Source organism: Aeribacillus sp. FSL k6-2211, assembly GCF_037966125.1.
GTDB classification, from domain to species: Bacteria; Bacillota; Bacilli; order Bacillales; family Aeribacillaceae; genus Aeribacillus; species Aeribacillus composti.
This window is the reverse complement of record NZ_CP150190.1, coordinates 3,617,627-3,641,537: the sequence shown is the minus strand read 5'-3', so window position 1 is coordinate 3,641,537 and position 23,911 is coordinate 3,617,627. Positions and strand designations below refer to the sequence as shown.

Genomic DNA, 23,911 nt, shown 5'->3' with positions numbered 1-23,911 from the left:
CTACTTGATGAAGAATCGTCAACGTCGTTTTCCCTTATCGTATCAACGGTTTGCGACCATTGTAAAGATGTTTTGTCACGGATTCAGGTATGAAGTATGGAAACCAATAAATGGGAACTGGTGTTTAGTTGAAAATAATGGGCAGATTGATTTAGAGGGATTTCAAGAAGGCAGTATTACAAGAGGGACTCGTTTTTGGAATACCACATATCATTCATATAAACGGTTATTACATATAGATAAAAGTGACTTAATTGAAGCAGATAAATTTATATCAGAGAGCTTAAGTCAAATACTTCATGGTGATATTTACCATTACCCAAAACTATATAGAATTGATAGGAGAAAGGCTAAGGAAAAGTATAATTTTGATGGAGTTCCGTATTTTCTTAGTAATGAAAGAGGAACTATTTCACAATTCTCTATGAGTACAGGGGAGTGCCTGTTAATTAACTTGCTTCACTTGTTATATAACTTGGTAATAAGGACGAATAATAAAAAACACAAGTTGATATTAATTGATGAGATCGAATTAGCACTGCATCCATCAGCAATAAAACGTCTTATTAAATTTATGAAGAATCTTGCAAAAAAATATAATTTAACAGTGTATTTTGCAACGCATTCCATTGAAATAATTCGTGACTTAGATGTTAACAATCTGTTCTATCTTGAGAAAGGGGCAAATAACATCGTTACGTGCAAAACGCCATGTTACCCTGCATATATCACAAGAGATATATATATGCACGATAGACATGATGTTATTATTTTAGTGGAAGATGATTTAGCATGGAATATTGTTGAGAGATTTCTTAAAAACATCGATGCCAAGAGAAATAAACTCATCAAGGTACTTCCAGTAGGTGGATATGAAAATATTTTAGAATTACATAATAACTTGTTGAAGGAGCGTATACTTGGAAGCAAAGTAAAACTTCTAAGCATCATTGATGGGGATGTAAAGCAAGCTGCAGAAAAGAAACTAATTGAAAAGAAGCGAAACGGACAATGGACTCATATTGATAAAAATGACGTTTTGTTTTTGCCAATTGAGAGCTTAGAAAAATATTTAAAAACAAAACTTTTTGATAACCCAGATCAAAATCTAATGAGAGAAATTAGAGATAATTTATTTGAAAATGAAACAAAGATAGACTGGTTTCTTAATGAATACAGAAAGAACATTGAGAATGCCAAAAAGGAGGATTTGAAAAAAAACGGGGTTGCAAAAGATGACAAAGATTATTTTGTGAATGGTAAAGTTCTCTTTAATGTACTCATTTCTGAGGCTAAGAAAAATAATTGGAATGAGAGTAACTTCCGAAAGGAACTTTGTGAACTTATTTTGAGATATGATAGCTTCAAGTCTTTTGAAGATAAGTTATCTAAAATCCTAAAAAAGAGACTATAACAAGGGTAAGTTTACTTAGGAGTAAGTGATTTTTAGAAGAGGTTTATGATGGGGATTACGGTGGTTTATCTCCTAAAGAAGATCTTTTCTCTTAAACCTTATGCCTATACTTATGTAGATCCAAAATAAAAATTTGGGATTTAAAGTAGAAACTTGTGGAAGTTAAAAAATAAATTTGATAAGCGTGTGAAAAAAGGCGAGAGTGGAAAGGAAAAACCCTTGTCCCTCAAGCCTTTTCTCTTTTTCTGCCAAATGTTTATTTTAATTAAAAAATAAAGTTTTGCGAAAAAATCGGGTAAAAAATCGAATCAAAAATCGAAAAAATGTGGGATTTATAGATTAACCGTGGACGTAAGAATGCGGGGTGGAGGGGGAATTTAGCAAAAGTTTATTTTGACTGGATATAGTTAGAATGAAAATGAGGGAATAGGGAAAAGGAAAGAGACAAAGCAGTATGAAAAGAATATAAATATAGTAAGGAGTTGAAGGTCGGTTACAACAATGCAAAGGACTTGTGGAAACCGAACATATCAGGGGGTTCAATATTAGCTTACAGGAAAACCTTTAAGCAACGGGGTGTAAAATTAACCACTTCGCTATTTTAAGTTCACCATACAAACGAAACCGTCTCTCCTTCTCTTCCTTCTTTCCTCCTTCCCTTTATATGGTATATAATTATTTTATTGAGGAGGGGGAGCATGGAAGAAAGACCAATTGAACATTGTCCACATTGTGGAGCCAACCTAATTGGAGAAAAAATTCCTTATCACTTGAGAGAACATTATTCACCTCCTTATTTTTCTAGATTGAAAATTGGTGTTTATAATAGAGAACTCGATAGGATCACACATTGGCAATGCCCTTTTTGTTATGAAGTGTGGGAGAGGAAATAAAGAGTAAGGAAAGAAAACGATGTTCTGAAACAAAAAACGAAATTTTTTTGAAGATAAATACGAACATAAATTCGTAAACAAGGAGATGTTGATAAGCTGTGCGGAAATTAATTTATACTGCAAGAGCTATCAAATACTTTATGTTTTCAAATGCCGCATTGACTTATGTAACTTTAGCCATTATTATGATAAGTTTTATCCTTGGTAATTTAGAAAAAAAATATGTTAGCCATTTGGTACACAAAATTGTTTTTGTAGATATACCCTATTTTGATTTTACTTATAAGGGATTGGTTAGAACGTTGCAGAATTTTGCTATGAGCATAACATTTTTATATGTAAATGTTTTATTTGGTTCGATTTATAAATATTTCAAGAGATTAAAGGAATATAAAAAATACTTGAGTGATTGTATTCATTCTTTTTACTCTTATTTTGGCAGGTATCTAAATATAGATTATAGGGACTTAAACAATAAATTAGATTTAGCTGTTTTTGAAAAGTATTGTAAAATTAGATCAAACGGTAGCAATAATCATCAATTTGAATATATAAATGGAAAAGACATTCTGATAGAAGGAGCGGGAATTATAAGTGTTCGAACTGTCCAACCGTATTATGAGCCAATACCAAAAACCTATGTGGAGTACACTCATTTAAAAAAGTATTTGGAAGACATAAAAAATAATTTGGATAAACTTTCTATTTTTCCTATCAACGAAGAATTGCTATACCAGAGCAGATTGTTGATTGGGGACTTACATAAACACATCGAGGGTTTAGTTAAGGTTCAAGATAATTCTTTTATATTAAATCAGTAGCGTTGCATAAAAAAATTTAATGTTTGTCAAGCTCAATAAAAATTCCAGTTATTTCATGTAACTGAATATTCAGACATACAATCTTTCTAAGCAAGCTTAAAAGGACAATGACGTCTTAATCGGCAGTCCATTTCCACAATTTGGTAATATATTACAGAAACATTGGATCATAAACTAAATCGTCTAGGTGTTCCACCTCCCCTTCTTCAAATTGGTACACGATGGTTTCAAAATCTTTTTCCCAATGGTATTTTTTCCGACCGTTGGACGTTCGAATTGGCTTTTTAAAAAGGGAGCGAACAAAACAGTCAAAACCTTTAAAAAGCAGATTCTGTAAAGTTCGCTTGATCTCTAATAAAGGACCATCGTGATTCACTTTTAATTGGAGCATGGCCTGTAAGCAATAGGTGATTAGGGCGATCCAAATTTGATTGTAAACGGCATTTTGACTTTTTCCATAAAATCTTTTTATCTTAAGGTGCTGTTTCATCCATTTAAAGAAGGTCTCTATCTTCCAGCGATATCGGTATAAATCTGCAATCTCTTCCGCAGAAAGATCAAAGCAATTGGTTATGATGATCACGGGATTCCCTTCGCTGTCGACCGTTTCGATCAATCGGAGAGGATGAGTCATTTTGGTATGATTACGGTCATTTCCTAAAATGACAATCTGATCCCTATAAATCAAACGTTCTGGATTGGGAATCCGTTCCGATAAAACTTCAATCTCTGCGTTCTTTTTAAGCCGGGTAATGAATCGCACCCCTTCTCGGCATAAGCGGTCGAACTGTTTGTAATCGACATACCCTCGATCAAACAAGTAAATCGCATTTGGATCGATTTCAATGAGTTCGTCCATCTGTGTGCGATCGGCATGTTTCGCGGGTAAGATAATCCCTTGATCCGGAACAGTGATATCCTTCGTTACAACAACCTTTAAATGGAGTCGAACACCAGCCTTTGTCTTACGAAAAGTTGCCCATGGATATTGGCTCAAACTCATGCTCATCGTGGTAGAATCAATGACCAGAAGACGACCAATGTTTCGGATGATCGGGGCATTTTTCATTTGCCCTTGGATCTTTAAGACCAGATATTTAAATACTTTTTCAAACAGTTGAGGGGATAATTGGCCTAATTTGCGAGAAAGTTGCGAAGTACTAATTGCATCAAATTCCAGATATGTCTGCAACTCTTCCTTGTCTTTCAAATGTTTGGCCAATTTTGTTAAGCTTTCCAATTCGTTTAACTGAGCGATGATACAAAGTTGTAAAAACTTATACGCCGTTAATTTTTTAATGTATTTGTCAACGTCAATCACATTAATTAGTTTTGAAAAAGTTATTGGATCGATCTCTTTAAATAGTTCATTTATTGTGGATTCTGTGGTATTCTTATCCATAATGGTTTCTCCTTATTCTTAGGATTTGGATAGGACTGCCAATCCTAATTATAAGGAGTTTTTTTATATCCAAAAAGATGAAATTTAACATAAAATTGGGCTTGACAAATTAAAATTAACTTAATGCAATGCTACTGATATTAAATCCCAACATTATTATGGCTGATATGAAAGATTCCAGTTGTTATTACATTAAATCTTTTTCATTACCAAACGAACAGATGTACAGAGTGTTCCAAATTATAAGAAAAGAGTATCTAAGTGTTCCAATCGATCCTTCTGATAATAATCCTCATATCGGATTACATAAAATGTTAAATCTAAGAGTAGAAAAATAGATCTGATTACTTATATTTACTACATGTTGCACTTTAAACATTGGTGATGTTTGTTCATAAAGGAGAGAATAAAACTAGGAGGAAGTTTCAATAACTTCCTCCTACGTTTTTTATTATTAACTCAACTTTCGCACACAGAAATATTTAAGCATTGCTTGATATAATTAGGTATAGTGGCCAACCATTTATTCATTTGATTTTTAAAGATGTCCATGTTCAAAGAAACCTCGGCTTCCGCCAAAGTTTGGAAAAGGTCAATAAGTGATTGAAGGGCAGTAATAAAATCTATGTCTTTTACATCTTCGCAAAGGATGTAAAAAAGGTTGCCAATCGTCTTAGGATCCTCCTCTTTTCGCATTTGCCAAGCAATGAGAATATATCGTGTAAAAACAATGGTTGTATGGCTAATTAACATGTCGTAGGAACGTCCCTGGAATTCTTTCTCTAAATTTAAAAGGGATTTATTGCATTTGAAGAAGACTTCAATGTCCCAACGCATGCCGTAAATACGAATGATCTCTTCATTTTCTAATGTTGTATCTGTGCTGAGAATGGCAAGCCATTCGCTCCGTTTATTACGGTTTCGTACAAATAGAATTTTTACTGGAATTCCATTGTCTAAAGTAGCATAAACGGATCCGCGAATGTCTTTTTTACCCATGTGAGGTTTTGCCAATTTGTAAAGTTGATTCAGTGTGAAACGTTCACCATTGTAAACGTATCGCTGCTTTAATTGCTTCACCAAGCCAATGACAAATAACCCTTTGTTCGTAATCTTCTCAATTAAAGGCGCTTGTGTAAACCAGGAATCCATGAGAACATAGTCAGCTATAATCCCTTTTTCAAGCGCATGATCAAGTAAAGCTGAAGCCACGTCCGGTTTTGATTTCAGAGCTTCCTGGCGACGCTTATAGCCAGATGTTCGTTTATCAATATTGGTATTGATTTCTTGCAGGCGATTTTCCTTTTTCGGTGAACTTAGAAGAGCAAAATCAACGGGAATAAAAGTAAAACTATCGGTCCAGCCAAGGGTAAGCATTTGAAACCCTTTCAAGTACTGATGGGTAGAGTGATCAAAAACCTTAGCCAACAGTTCAACCGACTTACTACGGTTTCTTGAAAAGACAGAATCATCAATCACAAAAGCTGTGACACGATCTTTTGAAGTTAATGGTTGAAGCAGACGGATCATTTCACTGCTTAATGAAAGCAGAAACTTTCTCCAATGATAGGTTGGTGTATTTAAAAAGCGATAGACTGTATCCTTTCCGGGCAGATCCTGAGATCGTTTACTCATAAAAGCACGAAACCAGTTCTTATATTGGAAGACTAAAAGAAAAATCAGTTTGAAAACAGTAAGACAAGAATACCCGGAAAGTTTCGTAATATTCGCTTTTCTTAAATGATATCCAATATTTAATTCGGAAAATCCTTGTTTAATTTCTTTTGGTAATTGCGCAAAGTAGTCTTTATTCGTTATCATAGTGGTGACACCTTTCTTTTGGATTTGGTTTCGTCACCAATATTTTACCAAAAGAATAGGTGTCTTTCTTTATGTTTTAAAAAATGTCAAATGATAATTTTGTACTCCCCAAAACCATTTACATCAAGCATTTAAACAAGATTTTGGACTGCGAAAGCTGAGTTATTAATTAATTTTTTCCTCTTAAATTATTGCGGTGAGCCGTACCATTACTCTAATTAAGTTTGGTGAATTCCACTGCCCTTGTCGTTAATAATTTATCTACAGCCTGTATTCAACGCATGTGGAGTGTGTTTCACGGCTAGTGTTAAAAAATGATTGAGCGTGTTTAAACTTTTACACACTCAATCGGCGCAAACTTGTAGTAAATTTTAACATTTTGGTTATTATCTACTTCTATCCGTTCAATAAACCGTAAAACCATTTCAGTAGTAAGGGTTTTGAAGGATAGAAATTCATCTACTTGCTTTCTGATGGTTGATAAGTCAGAGGTGACTGACTGTCAACCATTGCTTTTTTTATCGTTGACTTTTCCATCTCTAGATGTTGTAACTTATCTTGTACCATAGAAACAAAGTCGTGGTAATCTTCCTTTGAAATATCTCCACCGATGAACTTTTTCAGGGCATTGTAGAAATCTGCTTGAAGGGATAGTCCCCTTTAATGATCTTCCAGTTTTCTTTATTAAGTCTTTCAAGGTCAGCAGAGTCCGTTATGGAGAAATCCATATCTTCCGGGTAAAGGGAACCTTCTGGTGTTCCATGTATTCTAACATGATTAAACCAATGAACATAATCATCTAATTCCAGTTTCAATTGGTCTAAAGTTTCGAAATATCTACCCTTAACAAATTCTGTTTTGAGGCGGGACGGCTATTGCGCATACTCTCCAACGATGACCGCAAGCTGTCGCAGCTATTTGCAGATGTCCCGCGGTATCACGCCACTCCGGAGAAGCGCGTGCCTTGCCCGGAGGAGCAGAAGGCGGAAGCCATCGCTGCGGTCAAACAGCGGTTTGCGAGCAGTCACGAGGTCGTGGACGTGGACGGTGCCCGCATTCAGTTCAAAGACGGCTGGGGGCTGGTACGTCCGTCGAACACGCAGCTAATCCTTGTTCTGCGCGCTGAAGCCGTGTCACCGGAGGCATTAGCCGACATCAAACAGAAGTTGGCTGACGCACTCGGCGAGCCACCGCTTAACTTGACTATCCCATGGTGAGGCGGGGCACAATTGGATTACGATTCGTATCGGCGCTGATCCGAACAACCCATGCTATTCGGATCAGCGCCGTTTTTCTTTCTTGACAGTTATAATTTAGAAGAGAAAACAAAAATGTTGTCATCATCAGTTGCCATACTTTTGAATGCTTGCATTACGTTGTTCATAAGATGGCTAAATGGATTTACTGTAAATTATATTACTACAAGGATGAAAACAACAAGTGTCGTGGTTGAAAGTAAGAAAGACTTTGAAACCATTAAGTTTTATTCAAATATTTGCCACAACTTTGGAAGTGTAAGCGTTACAATCAAAAAATTAAATAAAAGTTCACAAATGTTTGTACTATCATCGTTTACAATATATACGTGAAAATATTCACAAATAAATATACAAAAATAATATTTATTCCGCTAGATTGGTCGCCAAAGAAAGGATGAATCTATCTTGGAGATATTATCGATGAGTGGAATTGTTATTCGATTTTTATTAGGCGGAGGCGCGGTCGTCGCTTCTACCATTATCTCAAGAAAATTAGGATCAAAAGTCGGAGGAATTTTTGCGGCCTTTCCTGCTGTATTTTTCACGCCATTATTGACACTTCGCTTAGATGTAAAAGGCGGTGAGCTAGTGGAAAAGTCGATTGTTCTATCCCAAGGGGCAGTTGTCGGGATGTTCATGAATATTATGTGTGCAATAGCGGTCGTTTATCTTTGCACTAAGCAAGGTTGGAAACGCGGGCTTGCACAATCGCTAGCTGGATGGTTTCTTGTTTCCATTGCTTATGCTTTTATTTCAAGATATTTCTAAGTTAAGGTGATTTTTATGGACGGACGTGATTTATTTTTCCGTTTTTTATTTGGTGGCTCTGCAGTTGTACTAAGTTATGAAGCGGCAAAACTGTTGCCATGGAAAGTTATCGGGGGGATTTTCGCGGCATTCCCAGCCGTTATGGTCGTTGCCGTGATGATGGTTGGCACGAAGAACGGATCTAAAGAAGCAGCAAAAACAGCGCAAGGATCAGTTTATGGAATGGTCGGTTGTTTTATTTGTGTATTAGCTGTGCTATTTTCCCTGCAATTTACACACAATTGGTGGGGAAGTTTTATTTTTGGTTTAATTACATGGTTTGCAAGTTCGTTATTCCTTGTATACATGCGAGATCATAAAAAGGAAAGCAGAGTATCAAGCATCAAGTCGCAACATTGATAAAGAGGCGCAGAGCAAAAAGCCAATGGAACCATGAGTAGCGAATATAGAAACCTGGCACGATACGAACGTGCCGGGTTTTTTGTGTGTCATGAAAAAATCGTTCTTTTCTTTTAAAAAGTTGGAGTGATAGGGGGGACGATGGTTAAATATATTCAAGATCCAATACTGATTTCTGAGTCCATTCTGGATGTATCCTTGTGAAAATCGAAGAAATTCAAAGAAAAACAGTATTTTAGAAAGTGTTCTCTCGTTCAATAATTATGATTTTAACATCAGAATTTTTTAAATATACAAAAACTGGACAACGAAATTAAGGTCAAGCAGATAGACCGCTAAATGATGCTGCACACCAATCATAAGTGATCTGTTCTAGAAACTTTACATGAGTGGAGGGCATGCCGGCTAGTTATACAGATTATCTGAATTCCCGGCTTAGAGGCATACCCGTAGAGGATCCATGTCAAGTGGATGCAGTAGTTCTAAAACCTATTGATTTCTGCTTTCATTTCGACTGGTCGACGATCCGATGAAGAAATTGTGACGTTAGTCTTTAAAGAACAAGAACACCTCGAGGTTTTGCTCTAACGCGCTTCCCAAGCTGTAGAAGCCCTGCCCCAGATCATTACCGACATAGTGGACTTTATTACCAATAACCTGCCTGAGATTATCGCAATGGGCATCGAGCTTACAGTTCAGCTCGCGGCAGGATTAATTAAGGGGAATCTAAAATAGACTTTTTATCCAATTAGGATCTGAGACATGTAGTAAGTTTTTAACTTTTTTTGCTACTAAATCGTAATCTTCTTGATTCTTTGCAGCCTCATAGTTAAACCATCGAGCATCTGGGTCATTTGGATTTTCACTAAGTCTATATCGATCATTTACATCATGTGCCGTTACTTTATTTGGGGGGATTTTTTCTCCCCAACTCATTGTAACTCCATCTGCTGGACAAACAGCTAATTCTACTACAAAAGATCCACCATGACGATTAAATTGAAAAGTAATGAGGTCAATATTATCTTCATTTTGTCTTCTAAAGTGGGGAAATGACCCTTTAAAACCATGTTCTCGTAAATATGGAACAACAATATTTTTTAATGAATTTGTCATAGTTTGACGGGCTTTTGTAGACATGTTAATGATGTCCCTCCATTTTTAACATATAGTCATTCATTATGAAAATGTCTTTTAAAAATAAAGGGATTCCTTAGCATTTGAGAAAAATTGTTGTTAGGAATCCCTTTATTTTTAATCATAAATTTTATAGGAAATTCCTTTAGATTTCAAATAATCTTTTACAGACTTACTTGCACCGACTTTACCTGTCTTATCACTTCTAAAGAAATGCCATTTAGCCCCTTTAACATCCTTTACAGATTTATCTTTTATTAATAAGTAGTCTTTATCAATCTGTTTTTTATTGTTTTAGTTAATGTAACATAACTGATGTTAGACTAAAAGTAGACACAGATTATTATAGTAATAATAGATTAAAAAATGAGGTTCTACATGACAAAAAAACAAAGGCGGTACGAGGAAGACTTTAAGCGTCAAACTGTTCGTTATATTTTGGAGGAAGCAAAAAAGAGCATATTTGAGTATATAGAAATATTTTACAACAATAAACGTATTCTCTCCGCAACAGAGTATTTTTCGCCATCCGAATGCGAACGTATGTACTATAAAAAGGGAGCTTAATGAACATATTATATAGAATAGTTAGACCAGAAAATTTACCTTTTAAAAATAATTAGGAAACGTCGTAATTATTTTTAAAAGACCACCAAGCGATAGCGCGCTAGCTGCTAAAAAATTTATAAATTTTTGTGTCTACTTTATTGACCTAATATCAGATATTAAATTGATTCAAGAGGAAATAGAAAGAACAAATGAAGATAATAAGCTCATAGAGTTTGGAACCTTTGATGTGACTTATAAAGGAAAACAGACAAAAATACGAATTCAAGTTGAAATACAAATTGAAGACGAGGATAAAGAGGTAGTTATGTATATATATAGTAGTCAAGAATTAGTAGATATTATAGATAAGGAAATGTTGAAGGTAGAGGGACAAAGGGAATTTTAATAAGTCAATAACTTGCTGTACAAAACTATTCACAGCTTGAAATAAAATATTTTACTCCAAAAAATAATAACCTTTTAATGTAGATTAAACTAAGCGCTAAGTGATCCCCTCCATAATAGGTGGAAATTATTTTACGTTTACAATTCACAGCATCTTATAGTCAAAAGTACAATTGAAAATAGGAAAAAAGTAAAAAATATGAGTTTCGTAGTAAAACTTTATTTTAGCTAGAATGAAAGAAGGGGTCATTACACATATAAGGAAAAAGAAAGAGAAGAGGAAACAGAAAAAGGAGGAATCTGTAAAGAAAACTAAAAAATTGATAAAAGAAATACTGAGTAATAAATTTACGAACCTGTTTAGTGAAATTTTGTCTATTTATATTAATTTTGTTACTAAAAAGAGCATTAGACCTTATTATTGAAAACATTAATAAATATATAACTCCGGTATTTAGAAGTAAACCGGTAAGATTAAAAGTTGACCATTTTAAGGTAAACACTGCTAAATCGATTTATCTGCGATTACCACTCAAGACATGTGGAGTGTGTGGCGAAGATGGTTTTACAAAAAGAAGCAGGAAATAATTAAAAATTTCCTGCTTCTATTCAATTTTCGGGGCGGAGAATCGATAAAAGATTTTTGGAGTTCTATTCGCTTTAATTTCAATACGATCAATTAAACAATGCAAAATTTCCGGTGTTAATTCATCAAAGTTTAAAAATTGGACCAATTCCTGCTTCAACTTTTGGATATTCTCGACAACTTTATGGCTTGATAACAAAGATTCAAGTTCTTTTTTTGAAATGACAAGCTCATTGATTTCTTTGCTATTTGCCTCAATCATATCTTGATAATCCTCTTAAGTGATTTTTTCATCGGCGAGCAGCTCGATATATTTGCGTTTTCGTGCTTTTAAGGCGTCAATTTTCTTGTTTATTTTATCCAGTTTCTTTATCAATTTGCTGCATGAGAGACTGGATGTCATGAATGATGGTCTGTTTAAGTACTTCCTCTTTGATGACATGGCTGCTACAAGCTTTTTTGCCGAATCTGGCATATCCACCGCACATATAACTTTATGATTTGAGCGATACCACATGTCTTTGCCGCAATCAGCGCAATAGGCGATATTCGTAAATAGGTGCCGTTTTGGAGCAGGGATTGTTTTTGACCGTAATTTCATCTGATGTTGTACAGCTTCAAATACGTCTCTTGGAATAATCGGCTCATGAGCGTTTGGAATAATAATTAGTTCCTCATCAGACGCCTTTTTCCGTTTGTTGGCGACAACGGTAAGCCGCTTGCGGTTATCGAAGTGAAACGAACAACCGCTGACCCGAACAAAGGAAAGCAACAGGCGAAATTGTACGCCGACTGCATTGAAAAAATGCACGGCCAACGTCCAATCATTTTTTACACAAACGGTTTTGAAACGTATATTTGGGACGATCTGAACTATCCGGCGCGGAGAGTTTCCGGCTTTTACAATAAGGAAGAATTAAGCTTGCTTATTGTAAAAGCCGCATGATGAAGCGGCCGCTAAAAAATGTGCAAATCAATGACAACATAACAAATCGCTATTACCAAAAAGAAGCAGTTTTAGCCGTATGCGACGCGCTCGAGAACAAACGGCGCAAAGCGTTGCTTGTCATGGCGACGGGGAGCGGCAAAACCCGGACGGCGATTTCGATTGTCGATGTTCTTACCCGTCATAATTGGGTAAAAAATATTTTGTTTTTAGCGGACCGCAAAACTCTGGTAACGCAAGCCAAAAACAGCTTTAGCCATTTGTTGCCGAACTTGACACTTTGTAATTTGCTCGATAACAAAGATAATCCAGAGGAAAGCCGCATGGTGTTTTCGACGTACCCGACAATGATGAACGCGATTGACGAAGCGAAACGAAAAGACGGCAAACGCCTCTTTACCGTCGGGCATTTTGATTTAATTATCGTCGATGAATCCCACCGCAGTATTTATAAGAAGTACCGAGCAATTTTTGACTATTTTGACGCAATATTGCTTGGGCTTACCGCCACACCAAAGGACGAAATTGACCGCAATACGTATGAAGTGTTTGATCTGGAAAACGGTGTGCCGACCTATGCCTATGAGTTAGATCAAGCAGTTCAAGATGGATATTTAGTGGATTATCGTACCATTGAAACAAAGCTTAAATTTCTTGAAGAGGGCATTCATTACGATGAGTTATCTGATGAAGAAAAAGAACGATATGAAGAAACATTTGATGATGAAGTAGGCGAGGATATTGACAGTGCAGCGTTAAACGAATGGCTGTTTAATGACGATACGATTGATACGGTACTGAGAGATTTAATGGAAAAAGGAATTCGCGTCGAAGGCGGAGACAAACTCGGCAAAACGATTATTTTTGCGAAAAATCATCGTCATGCGGAACGGATTGTGGAGCGCTTTGATCAATTGTTCCCTGAATACAAGGGCGGCTTTGCACGAGTCATTGATTACAGCGTGAACTACTACCAAACATTAATCGATGATTTTTCCGACCGTAACAAATTGCCGCAAATTGCGGTATCGGTCGATATGCTCGATACTGGAGTGGATATTCCGGAAGTCGTCAACCTTGTGTTCTATAAAAAGGTACGCTCCAAATCAAAGTTTTGGCAAATGATTGGACGCGGAACCCGTTTATGCAAAGACTTATTCGGAGTCGGACAAGATAAAACGCATTTCCTTATTTTTGACTATTGCGGCAACTTTGAGTTTTTCCGGGAAAATCCGAAAGGAATCGAAGGAAAAGCGGTGGAAAGCTTAACGGAGCGTCTATTTAATGCCAAAATCGAAATCATTAAAGAACTGCAGCATTTACAATACCAAGAAGAAGAGTATATTGCCTATCGCAATGAATTGATTGACGAGGTGCTAGCGGAAATCAATAAGTTAAACGAAGAAAACTTCCGCGTACGCCAACATATTCAATACGTACACAAGTTTAAAAACCGGACTAAATGGGACTCCTTAACAGCGATAGATGTTAATGAAATCAAAGAACATATTTCGCCGCTGATTGTTCCGCTAAACGATGATGAATTGGCGAAACGTTTTGATTTGCTTATGTACACGATTGAGTTGGCAAAACTGCAAACGAAAAATGCGACGAGGCCGATTCGGAGTGTGATTCGTACTGCAGAGGCATTGTCGAAACTCGGTTCGATTCCTCAAGTGATGGAGCAAAAATACATCATCGAAAAGGTGCAAACGGAAGAGTTTTGGAGCGAAGCCGATATTTTCGAATTGGAAGCTGTTCGCGAAGCGTTGCGTGACTTAGTTAAATTCCTTGAAAAAGAAACGCAAAAAATTTACTATACGAACTTTAAAGACCAAGTTTTAGAGGTCAAAGAAAACGGTCCGATGTTTACTGTCAATGATCTGAAAAATTATCGGAAAAAGGTGGAACATTATCTGCACGAACACCGCGACCAGATGGCCATTTATAAGCTGCGAAATAATAAAAAGCTAACAGTCCAAGACTTAAAAACGTTGGAGCATATTCTTTGGAATGAGCTTGGCACACAGGAAGATTATAAAAGAGAATTCGGAGACACACCGATTACAAAACTTGTCCGCCAAATCGTCGGCCTTGACCCACAGGCCGCCAACGAAGCGTTTTCCGAATTTTTATCAAGCGAACGGTTGAACATCCAGCAAAGCCGTTTTGTCAAATTGATCGTCGATTACTTTGTGAAAAACGGGGTTATGGACAAGCGGGTGCTGCAGGAAGAACCGTTCAAAACCGTCGGCAGCATTGTCGAACTCTTTAAAGATAACATGGACGACGCGCGGAGGATCATTAGCATTATCGATGAGATTAACAGAAATTCAGAGGATATTGTGGGGGCATAACTATATAATAAAATCTTTTCACTTTAATTATAAAAGAAAAGGCATCTTAGAGGGTTCATATATTGCCCCTAAGATGCCTGTTTAATCAACTGTGTAATTAATGAAATGGAAAGATGTTTAATAATTTAATTCATTAATGTAAAGAAAGATAGTGAGACAAAATAAAAGGATTTTGAAGAATTAGGGATGAAGATGGTGTCAAAAACAGTTTCTCAATTAACTTCTTCCTATCACCAAGATTGCGTAAGAGTAACTTTTATTTTGCACTAAACAGCCCGAATGGCCGCGATTTGGCCCTTATAGCCCGTCGAGGGAAAGGAATATGTCCCATTAAATCACCAGACTTTTAGATATTAGCAAAATGAATCTGGTGTAAGAATATGAACTTCGAACAGCTAAAGAATTTTTTGATAAAATATTATTATTTGAATACAAGAAAAACGGTATATATTATGAGTAGTTCTATAAGGTGGGAGGGATAAGATGAAAACAAAACAAATTAAAAAAGGAAATAATATTCTTTTCTGTAATATTAATAATGAAAATAAAGTTCTTAAACCCCAAGATGTGGTCACTACTTGGAATAATAGTTTTAAAGAAGTTCTTGCTGACGGTAATAATCAAATAGGACTGAGACCACCTCAATTTGGAGCAATTTGTGCAATTCGCTCATTTTGGACAGTTAGTAGAGAAGCAGCTACTATTGTTATGCCTACTGGAACTGGAAAAACAGAAACAATGTTAGCTACAATTGTTGCCGAAAAGTGTTTAAAGACTTTAATTGTGGTTCCTTCTAATCTACTTAGGCAACAAATTTTTGATAAAGCAAAAACATTTGGGGTTCTTTACCAAATTGGTATTCTTGATGACAAATATGTTCTGCCGCCTAATGTTGCGCTGTTAGCAAGTCAATTTGATAATTTTGAGGAATTTAGGGAATTTGTTGATCCAGCTAATATTATTGTTACAACTATGCAATTAGCGAATTTATTCCCAGATGAATATAAGAAATACCTTGCACAAGAATTTGATACTTTAATAGTTGATGAAGCACATCATATTAGTGCAAAAACATGGAGTAAATTCAAAAGTTTTTTTGTTAATAATAGAATTCTTCAATTTACGGCAACTCCTTTCAGAAATGACGAAAAAAAGATGGATGGAAAAATTATATATAATTTTCCTCTATCAAAGGCTCAAGAACAAGGATATTTTCAACCAATAATGTTTTATCCATTAGAAGAATTTAATGATAAGAAAAGTGATGAAATGATAGCGAGGGAAGCAGTTAAGCTATTGGAAGAGGACATTGATGCTGGATACGATCATATATTATTGGTTAGGGCTAGTACAAAAAATCGTGCAAAGGCATTATACGATTCTATATATAATAAGAAATATAAAAAGTTTAAACCAGTTTTGTTAATTAGTGGTCTTAGTGATAGTGAAAAGAGAAAAGGGATTCAAGCTTTGAAAAACTTAGAATCTAGAATTGTAGTTTGTGTAAATATGTTTGGAGAAGGCATTGATATACCAAACTTAAAAATAGCGGCAATCCATGATAAATACAAATCCCTTCCTATAACTCTTCAATTTATTGGGAGATTTGCCAGAACAAAAAAAGGTTTAGGAGATGCAAAAATTGTAGTAAATATTGCAAATGAAGAAGTGCAAGAAGCTATAAGAGATTTATATAATAGAGATTCAGATTGGAATCAATTACTATCAATCAAATCAGAAGGGCTTATCAATCGTGAAATAGCTTTACAAGATTTAGAGGAAAGGTTTAAAGGGAACGGTATCGATAAAATTGGTATAAAACAAATTATTCCAAAAGTTAGTATGTATGCATATATAGTAAAAACAAAATCATGGGCATGGGAAAAGTGGACTACAGTTCTCGATGAAAATATATGCAAGTACTATATTAACGATGAAGAGAAAGTTTTAGTCATTATTGAACCGAAAGAAAGTAATGTTGGATGGACTACTCAACATAATATTTCAAACCTTAGTTGGGAATTATATGTAATTTACTGGAATCAAGACAAAAATGTTGCTTTTGTTAATGCCACAGATAAATCTTTAGCGAATAAGCTTGTTGAAGCTATTTTCGGGGAGAGTAACAGAATAACTGGAGAAAATATATTTAGATGTCTATATGGTATTAATCGTCTTATGCTTGCGACGGTTGGTTTAAACTCTGCCATTAATGGCCCAATAAGATACAAAATGTTTGCTGGCGTAGATATAGCACAAGGTTTATCTGAGGCCTCAAAAAGTAATAGTTATAAGTCTAATCTTTTTGGAGTCGGATACAATGGCAAAGGAAAGGTTAGCATTGGTTGTTCCCATAAAGGGACTATTTGGGCGAAATGGGTTGAAAGTATAGATTATTGGATGAATTGGTGCAATGAGATAATAGACAAAGTTTTAGATCCTACTATTGATCCTCAAAAAATACTAGAGGGAGTATTAGTTCCTAAAGTCATCAAGGCACTTCCAAATGAAATTCCCTATAGAATTGATTGGCCATTGGAGTTAGATTTTTTTACTGATGATAATTTATTTTTAGAACGAGATGGAATTAAAATACCTATATACGAAGTTGATATTAAATTGCCAGAAATACAATCAAAAAAGGATGTATTACAATTCTATGTTGGAAATGAAGGTTTTAAAGAGAACTTTGAATTATCAATATCGGATAATTCTTTCCGAATTAAATCAGTTTCCAAAAATAAGACAAGAATTGTTAAGAGCAAGAAAAAAACTCTTCTTGCTGATTTCTTTCAAGAATATCCGCCAATAATTAAATTTGTAGACCAGTCAACTCTTGAAGGAAATTTATATGTAACATTAAAAGATAGCCATGAGGACAAGAGTTTTCCGTCAAATCAAGTTTTTTCTTGGGATTGGAAATCAATGGGGGTAAACATTAAAAAAGAATCACAGACAATCGAAAAATTTTCTGATTCCATACAATATAATGTCATAAAAAAATTACTAGATACTGGTGACTACTGTATTGTTTTTGATGATGATGATGCGGGGGAGATTGCCGATATAATTGCTATAAAGGAAAGTGAAAACGATATTATTTTTGAATTTTATCATTGCAAGTATTCTCACGGAGATTCACCCGGTTCGAGAGTTAGTGATTTATATGAAGTCTGTGGTCAAGCAGAAAAGTCAGTTATTTGGAAACAAAATACTAAAGAAATTGTGAAAAGAATGCGTAAAAGAGAAATTCAAAGGATGGAAAAAAGTACTGTATCACGATTTGAATTAGGGGATCTTGATAAACTAAAAGAAATAGAGAACAAACTAAGAGTGTATGGTTCTAAATTAGAAATAAATATTGTTCAACCGGGAGTGGATAGTAAAAAGATAACTGGGGATATGGATAGAATTTTAGTTTCTACTCAATCTTATTTGCTTGATACATATGGAATTCGGATGAATTTGATATGCAGTTAGTTTAAAAACCAATTACAGGTATTATTCTTTAACTTTTAAATCGAATGCTTACCATTAAACAGGATCTATCAGGAAACTGTGGCTCAATCATTAAAGTGTTATTATTGAAATCCACATTGAAAGAATAAGGAGCATTCCTGTTAGAAGTTTTTTCGGGGACTTGAATAAAAAAAGCCCTCTTGGTATGATTCGGGGGTGTCAATCGCACGAATTGACCCCTAATTTGGATACCAAGGAGGACTATACATGAATTCTATCTCAAACAAGAAGATTAATCAAGTCACCGATCAAACGCTGGTTGTTGGGATGGATATCGCAAAGAAAAAACATTATGCCTGCTTTGTGGATGAGCGAGGAAGGGTGTTAAAAAAGCCGTTTCCCGTTCTGCAATCGAGAGAAGGATTGGAATGGTTGTACCAGTGCATCGTGGAAGCCATGAAGGAATTTGGAAAAACCGAGGTGATCGTTGGCATCGAGCCAACGGGACATTATTGGCTCAATCTCGCTTACTTTCTTGACGAGAAGGGCATTCCTCTCGTCATGACAAACCCGATGCACGTGAAGCGCTCCAAAGAGCTGGACGATAACCTTCCAACCAAGCATGATGCGAAAGACGCGCTCGTCATTGCCCGGTTAGTGAAAGACGGCCGATTCAGCTATCCGCGCATTCTGAAAGGGATGGAGGCCGAACTGCGCGTTGGAGCGACATTTCGCTCCAAATTGGTGGAAGAACGGGGAGCGATTCGAAATCAAATGATTCGCTGGCTTGATCGATATTTTCCGGAGTTTTCCCAAGTCTTCCCGTCATTTGGGAAAATGGCGCTCGCGGTGCTGGAATATACGCCATTTCCGAGTGATCTGGCAGGAAAAGAGCTGGAAGAGGTGCTGGCCCTTTACCAGCAAAGTGAGGGATTACAATCGCCACAAAAGCCGAAAGCGAAGAAGCTGATGGAACTGGCCCAACACTCCATTGGCGTAACGGAAGGACAACAGATGGCCCGTATCGAAATCGCCACACTTGTCCGCCGGTACCGCCAATTGGAGAAAGAAATCGAGGCACTGAATGAGCAACTGACAGAACTTGTGCAAACATCCGTGGAATACGAATGGCTCAAAACTGTTCCGGGCTTAGGGGATGCGACGATCGTGGAACTGTTATCGGAAATCGGGAGTTTTTCCCACTATCAGGATCCGCGCCAATTATTGAAACTTGCGGGACTGACCTTACGGGAAAACTCCTCCGGCCAACACAAAGGGCAAAAACGGATCTCCAAGCGTGGAAGAAGGCGGTTGCGCGCCCTCCTCTTCCGCGTGATGATGCCGATGATCCGCCACAACGAAGCGTTTCGGCAGCTGCACGACTATTACACGACACGTCCTGATAATCCGTTGCGGAAGAAGCAATCGATTGTGGTGTTATGCGGAAAATTATTGAAGGTATTGCACGCTGTATGTACGAAGCACCAAGCGTTCGATGCGAAGCGAATGATGCAGGACATCTTTGGCCTCGAAACGGCTGCTTGATGCCTATAGTCTCGATTCTCTAGACAACAAGGATGACACGGAGAAGCTGGCGCGATATCATCCATTCGACCTTGAGTCCCTAAAGGAGCTTAGCCGGCCTCTGCCTGATGACTAGACCGAACGAAGGAATGTAGGCGCAAGGATGCCAAGAGACATGGGAGGGTTCGTCATCATCAGCGATGCAGAGATCCACGGTGCATCCCATACGCTTCCCCCACTACAACCAAATTTAACCAGTAGTGGCCGCGAAGCGTACCCAGTCAATGTAAGATATACACATATTTAAGAAATAATGTTAGGAACTTTGTCGAAAAATATTTTTTTGACACCCCTGAAACGGCTACAACCGTTGATATATCAACATTTATAGAGGGAGGTATTTTATTTGCGATGAATAAGTTTGAAGGAAAGTTAAAAATGTACAAACATTTGGAAGATATTCGTAACAAATTATGGTCAGAGGATGGTAAAAGTAGAGTATCTGTAATGGTGGGTGCGGGATTTAGTTTAAATGCTGAAAAACTTGATGAATCCTTGGAAAGCATGTCTTTATGGTCAGATTTAAAAAGTAAAATTGCTGAGGAATTGAAACATATAAATATTTCGGAAGAGACTGACGTTTTGTCTTTGGCTCAAATTTATGAAGAGGAATATGGAAGAACAAATCTGGATGAGTTAATAAAACAGGCAATACCAGATCAAAATTATGAACCGGGTGAACTCCATAGAAGTTTACTGCGACTACCATGGGCAGATGTATATACCACTAATTACGATACTTTACTAGAAAGAACATTGCCTCATGTTTATGAACGAAGTTACCAAGTAATATATGATATTAATGATATACCAAGTTCCGTTTCGCCCAGAATAATTAAATTACATGGTAGTTTTCCATCGAAAAGACCTTTTATTTTTACAAAAAAGGATTATGATACATATGAGCAAAAATTTACTCCCTTTGTAAATATGGTACAACAATCTATAATGGAAACCACTTTTGTCTTAATAGGATTTTCCGGCAATGATCCCAATTTTGAAAAATGGACAAAATGGGTACGCGATAATTTAGGGGAACATATGCCTAAAATATATATGTTAGCCTATAATGAACAAAAAAATGAAGCTCTTTTAAGGGAAAGAAATATAACTCTTATAGATTTTAAAGATGTTTATAAAGAAACTGAAAATAAAGATGTATATAAGGAAATGTTTAAAGATATATTTGATTTCCTTTCCTATAAAGATAGAAAGGATAAAAAAGAGTGGCCATATAAACCTTTTCCATATAGTTCTTCAAATCTTGATAAAGTATTACAAACTTTTAAGTATAACCGCGAAAGTTATCCCGGTTGGTTAATCGTGCCTGATATAATTAAGAAAAAGAACAAAGGCAATATAGAATTAAGTAAGGATAATATACTTAGACATATAAGGGATGAAGATGATATTTCAATAAAAATATCAATTATTTATGAATTAGTATGGGTATACGAAAAATTTCAGATACCATTAGATTTTAATTTTCGCAATTTTTTAAAGGGGTTTGTTGATGAGATTTTAAAAGATGAAGTTTTACTATCAAAAATAAATGTTAATTTATTTGCCTTTATTGTTTTAAGACTAGTGAAAGAAGCAAGATTAGGTTTTAATGAAGATGAATATATAAAATATACTAAATCCTTGAAAAAAATAAGATTAACAAATGAACAACAGAATCAACTAATTTATGAAGAAATACAATTTAAACTTTCAAACTTTGATTTTGAAGAAGTGAGAAATAAAGTGAATAAATGGAATTTATCAAAAAAAGATTTAGATTGGTCTTTAAAAAAAGCGATTATTTTGTTGAAAATTGGTGAAAAGCAAAAAGCTATTGAAGAATTAGAGGAAACCCTTGAAAGAGTTAGACAATTGATAACCATAAGTAGGAATAATTATCATTTATTATCTTTAGAAGGCTTAATTCTCGTAAACTTAATTCAGTTAAATCACCATTACTCATTAACTAATAGCAAAGATAGGCTAAACTATCTCGAATCAAAATTATGTAACCCTCTAAAGGAATTAGATTTTATGTATAGCAGAATTAAACCTTTTGCAAAAAAATCAGGGGTTTTTGTCAAAAAGAGTTTTGACTCAAACAAAATTAAACGTACATATAGTTTTTCTAATTTTTTTGAACCTGAGATGGTTGATTCCTATGCTATCCTAATGATTTCTGAGGAATGGGGGATGTATCTTACTAATAGACAAACAATTAATGAAGCAATAAAAAATCTTGAAATAATCTATCCATTTTATTCATGGGTTAAATTCATTCAAATTGGTAATTTAGAGAATATTGATGATTTCTTTTCTAGAGAGAGCATCTATAAATCCAATGCTTCTAGTTTATCAAATCTTTTTAAAATAATTTTTAATGGAATAAAAAATAAAGAGAATACGAAAGTTGAGTTATTATTAGAAGTTCTATCTCGTCTGTATTTTGCTTTAACGAAGGATGAAAAGAAAAAAGCTGATAATTTAATATTGGAATTATACAAAGATAGGGATTTATACAAAGTAAATATCTATTCAATTATAAAAGTACTTGCATCTTTGTTTCAGAGAATTATTTTTGATAAAGACCAGAATGAACGAGCAGAATTTTTTAGTAAAGTACTTGAACTTCCGATAATCGGGGATCCACATGGAGAATTAAAAGATATTGACTTGGATGAAAATTACTTCTTTGACCCCTCTTATAAATTTGAATTTGATTTGGATGATGCCGAAGGAATATATATAGAATTTAATCAAAAAGAGATTGATAGACTTTTAAAAATCCTAGATGGAGAAAAAAGTAATATACGTGATGCAGCCTTATCAAGGTTGATTAAATTAATATTAACTAAGAATTTGGATAGAGAAATTGATTTTAGAGTTAGAGAAAGTATAAGAAATATAATTCTAAAGGAAAAAAGTGGATTTAGTTATTGTTTTTTGGAATCTTTTCTTGTTCGGTTAACACAAGATGAGAAACTTCAAAATGATTATATACAAAAAAGAATACAACAGCCTATTCCTAAATCTTATCATAATGGTGTTGTATCCATCGGTAATGCTCTTCAAGTTTTGTTACAGGATTTACGTAACGTATTTCCTAGATTTATTAGAACGAAAAAAGAACCTCATATATTAGTGTCAAGAGAAAATTATCTAAAGTGGTTAGAGCAATTTTTTTATTGGTGGGAAGATCAAGAAAGTTGGTTACTTAAAGGAGAAAAAGATGAATTATTTGGAAAAAATCAAGATTTACTTTATATAGTAATTTTTTTAAAGAATTCTTTCTTAGCAAATATTCCTTTAGAGTATCTCTCAGAAAAACAAAAAGAAAAAATATCAGAAATATATTTTAAGATAGATAAAAATCAACATAATATTGCTTTATTATTAATTCCGGTTCTTTTGAGATTAAAGATTATATCGGAGGAAGAATTAGAAAAAACTTTTGAAGGTATCTTAGATAATAATGTTGAAATAAGTAAGTCTGCAATTAGTTCGATTTATGATTTAGCAGTTTTCAAAAAGTATAATGAGATTGATTTGGATTTATCAGAGCTGAAAAAAGAAATATTATACCTTTTTAAATATAGAAAAGAAAATACATTATTAGAGGTAATAAGAACTTTAAGGTATATTATAAATTACGCTCCTGAGACTTTTGATGAAAATGAATATTTACTTATAATTAAGGTTTTGACAACTATGTACAATGATTTAACAAATGGTTTTTATGAGAATAGTTCAATATCAAATGATTTTTTTGAAATCTTTTCTGAATCTACAGGATTGGCAGCATATATTTATAAACTTGGTAAATCGAATTACTGTAATAAATTGCAGCATTGGAAGAGGATTTCGCAAGAAAATAGGTTGCCTGAAGTACGAAAATATGCTCCACTCTTTGAAAAATAATATTGGATTTTAAGTTTTAGGTTTAATGGCAAACACTGCTACATCTATATGTTGTCTGCGATCACCACTCAAGGCATGTGGAGTGTGTGGCGAAGATGGTTTTGAGGGAAAATTAAGCAGAGGGAGCCGGAATCCGTAAAGATTTTCGGAGCTCCATCTGCTTTTATTACGATTTAGTCAATGAAGAAAA

At 35.1% G+C, this 23,911-nt stretch carries 15 protein-coding genes and 2 pseudogenes; 12 read left to right on the top strand and 5 right to left on the bottom strand.

All coding sequences use genetic code 11. The annotated features are described in order from the left end of the window. Positions 1-7: 7 nt before the first annotated feature. The 3 genes from NSU19_RS17520 (at position 8) to NSU19_RS17510 (ending at position 3,128) form a co-directional block, all read left to right on the top strand. Positions 8-1,414 (top strand): AAA family ATPase, encoded by a 1,407-nt coding sequence (locus NSU19_RS17520; protein ID WP_339197688.1) that lies wholly within the window; start codon positions 8-10, stop codon positions 1,412-1,414. Between the two features lie 698 nt (positions 1,415-2,112). Continuing rightward, positions 2,113-2,307: a zinc finger protein gene (locus tag NSU19_RS17515; RefSeq protein ID WP_013877490.1), complete on the top strand. Its 195-nt coding sequence runs from the start codon at positions 2,113-2,115 to the stop codon at positions 2,305-2,307. Between the two features lie 98 nt (positions 2,308-2,405). Further along, the gene (locus tag NSU19_RS17510; RefSeq protein WP_339197684.1) at positions 2,406-3,128 is read left to right on the top strand and encodes a hypothetical protein; all 723 of its coding nucleotides are present in this window, start codon (positions 2,406-2,408) and stop codon (positions 3,126-3,128) included. 151 nt (positions 3,129-3,279) lie between these two features. Here the strand turns inward: NSU19_RS17510 and NSU19_RS17505 are convergent, their stop codons facing one another. Next, the gene (locus NSU19_RS17505; protein WP_339192832.1) at positions 3,280-4,530 is read right to left on the bottom strand and encodes an IS4 family transposase; all 1,251 of its coding nucleotides are present in this window, start codon (positions 4,528-4,530) and stop codon (positions 3,280-3,282) included. 459 nt (positions 4,531-4,989) lie between these two features. Next, a complete protein-coding gene (locus NSU19_RS17500) occupies positions 4,990-6,351 on the bottom strand; it encodes a transposase (RefSeq protein ID WP_087960047.1) in 1,362 nt (453 codons plus the stop codon). A gap of 857 nt (positions 6,352-7,208) precedes the next feature. On the opposite strand from NSU19_RS17500, the pseudogene NSU19_RS17495 reads away from it, so the two are divergent. From NSU19_RS17495 to NSU19_RS17485, 3 genes and pseudogenes are all read left to right on the top strand, one after another. After that, a pseudogene (locus NSU19_RS17495) lies at positions 7,209-7,568 on the top strand (phosphomannomutase/phosphoglucomutase); the annotation flags it as partial. A gap of 462 nt (positions 7,569-8,030) precedes the next feature. Beyond that, positions 8,031-8,378, top strand: coding sequence for a DUF3147 family protein (locus NSU19_RS17490; protein WP_339197682.1), 348 nt, complete (start codon positions 8,031-8,033; stop codon positions 8,376-8,378). A gap of 15 nt (positions 8,379-8,393) precedes the next feature. Then, positions 8,394-8,777: a DUF3147 family protein gene (locus NSU19_RS17485; RefSeq protein ID WP_066250805.1), complete on the top strand. Its 384-nt coding sequence runs from the start codon at positions 8,394-8,396 to the stop codon at positions 8,775-8,777. A gap of 726 nt (positions 8,778-9,503) precedes the next feature. Here NSU19_RS17485 and NSU19_RS17480 read toward each other — a convergent pair. Next, positions 9,504-9,917, bottom strand: coding sequence for a DUF4304 domain-containing protein (locus NSU19_RS17480; RefSeq protein ID WP_130156622.1), 414 nt, complete (start codon positions 9,915-9,917; stop codon positions 9,504-9,506). A gap of 375 nt (positions 9,918-10,292) precedes the next feature. Between NSU19_RS17480 and NSU19_RS17475 the strand changes: the two genes are divergently transcribed. Then, the gene (locus tag NSU19_RS17475) at positions 10,293-10,481 is read left to right on the top strand and encodes an IS3 family transposase (RefSeq protein WP_339197679.1); all 189 of its coding nucleotides are present in this window, start codon (positions 10,293-10,295) and stop codon (positions 10,479-10,481) included. A gap of 163 nt (positions 10,482-10,644) precedes the next feature. Beyond that, entirely contained in the window at positions 10,645-10,869 is a 225-nt protein-coding gene (locus NSU19_RS17470; RefSeq protein ID WP_311066573.1) for a hypothetical protein, read from the top strand. Positions 10,870-11,473: 604 nt separating this feature from the next. Here NSU19_RS17470 and NSU19_RS17465 read toward each other — a convergent pair. Both NSU19_RS17465 and NSU19_RS17460 read right to left on the bottom strand, forming a co-directional pair. Beyond that, on the bottom strand, positions 11,474-11,716 hold the full coding sequence (locus tag NSU19_RS17465) for a DUF4368 domain-containing protein (RefSeq protein WP_311066572.1): 243 nt from the start codon (positions 11,714-11,716) through the stop codon (positions 11,474-11,476). A 94-nt stretch (positions 11,717-11,810) separates the two neighbouring features. Then, on the bottom strand, positions 11,811-11,942 hold the full coding sequence (locus NSU19_RS17460; RefSeq protein WP_311067371.1) for a hypothetical protein: 132 nt from the start codon (positions 11,940-11,942) through the stop codon (positions 11,811-11,813). 212 nt (positions 11,943-12,154) lie between these two features. On the opposite strand from NSU19_RS17460, the pseudogene NSU19_RS17455 reads away from it, so the two are divergent. From NSU19_RS17455 to NSU19_RS17440, 4 genes and pseudogenes are all read left to right on the top strand, one after another. Further along, positions 12,155-14,757 (top strand): annotated as a pseudogene (locus NSU19_RS17455) (DEAD/DEAH box helicase family protein); the annotation flags it as partial. Between the two features lie 483 nt (positions 14,758-15,240). After that, positions 15,241-18,237: a DEAD/DEAH box helicase family protein gene (locus NSU19_RS17450; RefSeq protein WP_339197675.1), complete on the top strand. Its 2,997-nt coding sequence runs from the start codon at positions 15,241-15,243 to the stop codon at positions 18,235-18,237. 246 nt (positions 18,238-18,483) lie between these two features. Then, entirely contained in the window at positions 18,484-19,761 is a 1,278-nt protein-coding gene (locus NSU19_RS17445) for an IS110 family transposase (RefSeq protein WP_339197673.1), read from the top strand. Positions 19,762-20,151: 390 nt separating this feature from the next. Next, on the top strand, positions 20,152-23,721 hold the full coding sequence (locus NSU19_RS17440; RefSeq protein ID WP_339197671.1) for an SIR2 family protein: 3,570 nt from the start codon (positions 20,152-20,154) through the stop codon (positions 23,719-23,721). Positions 23,722-23,911 lie beyond the last annotated feature (190 nt).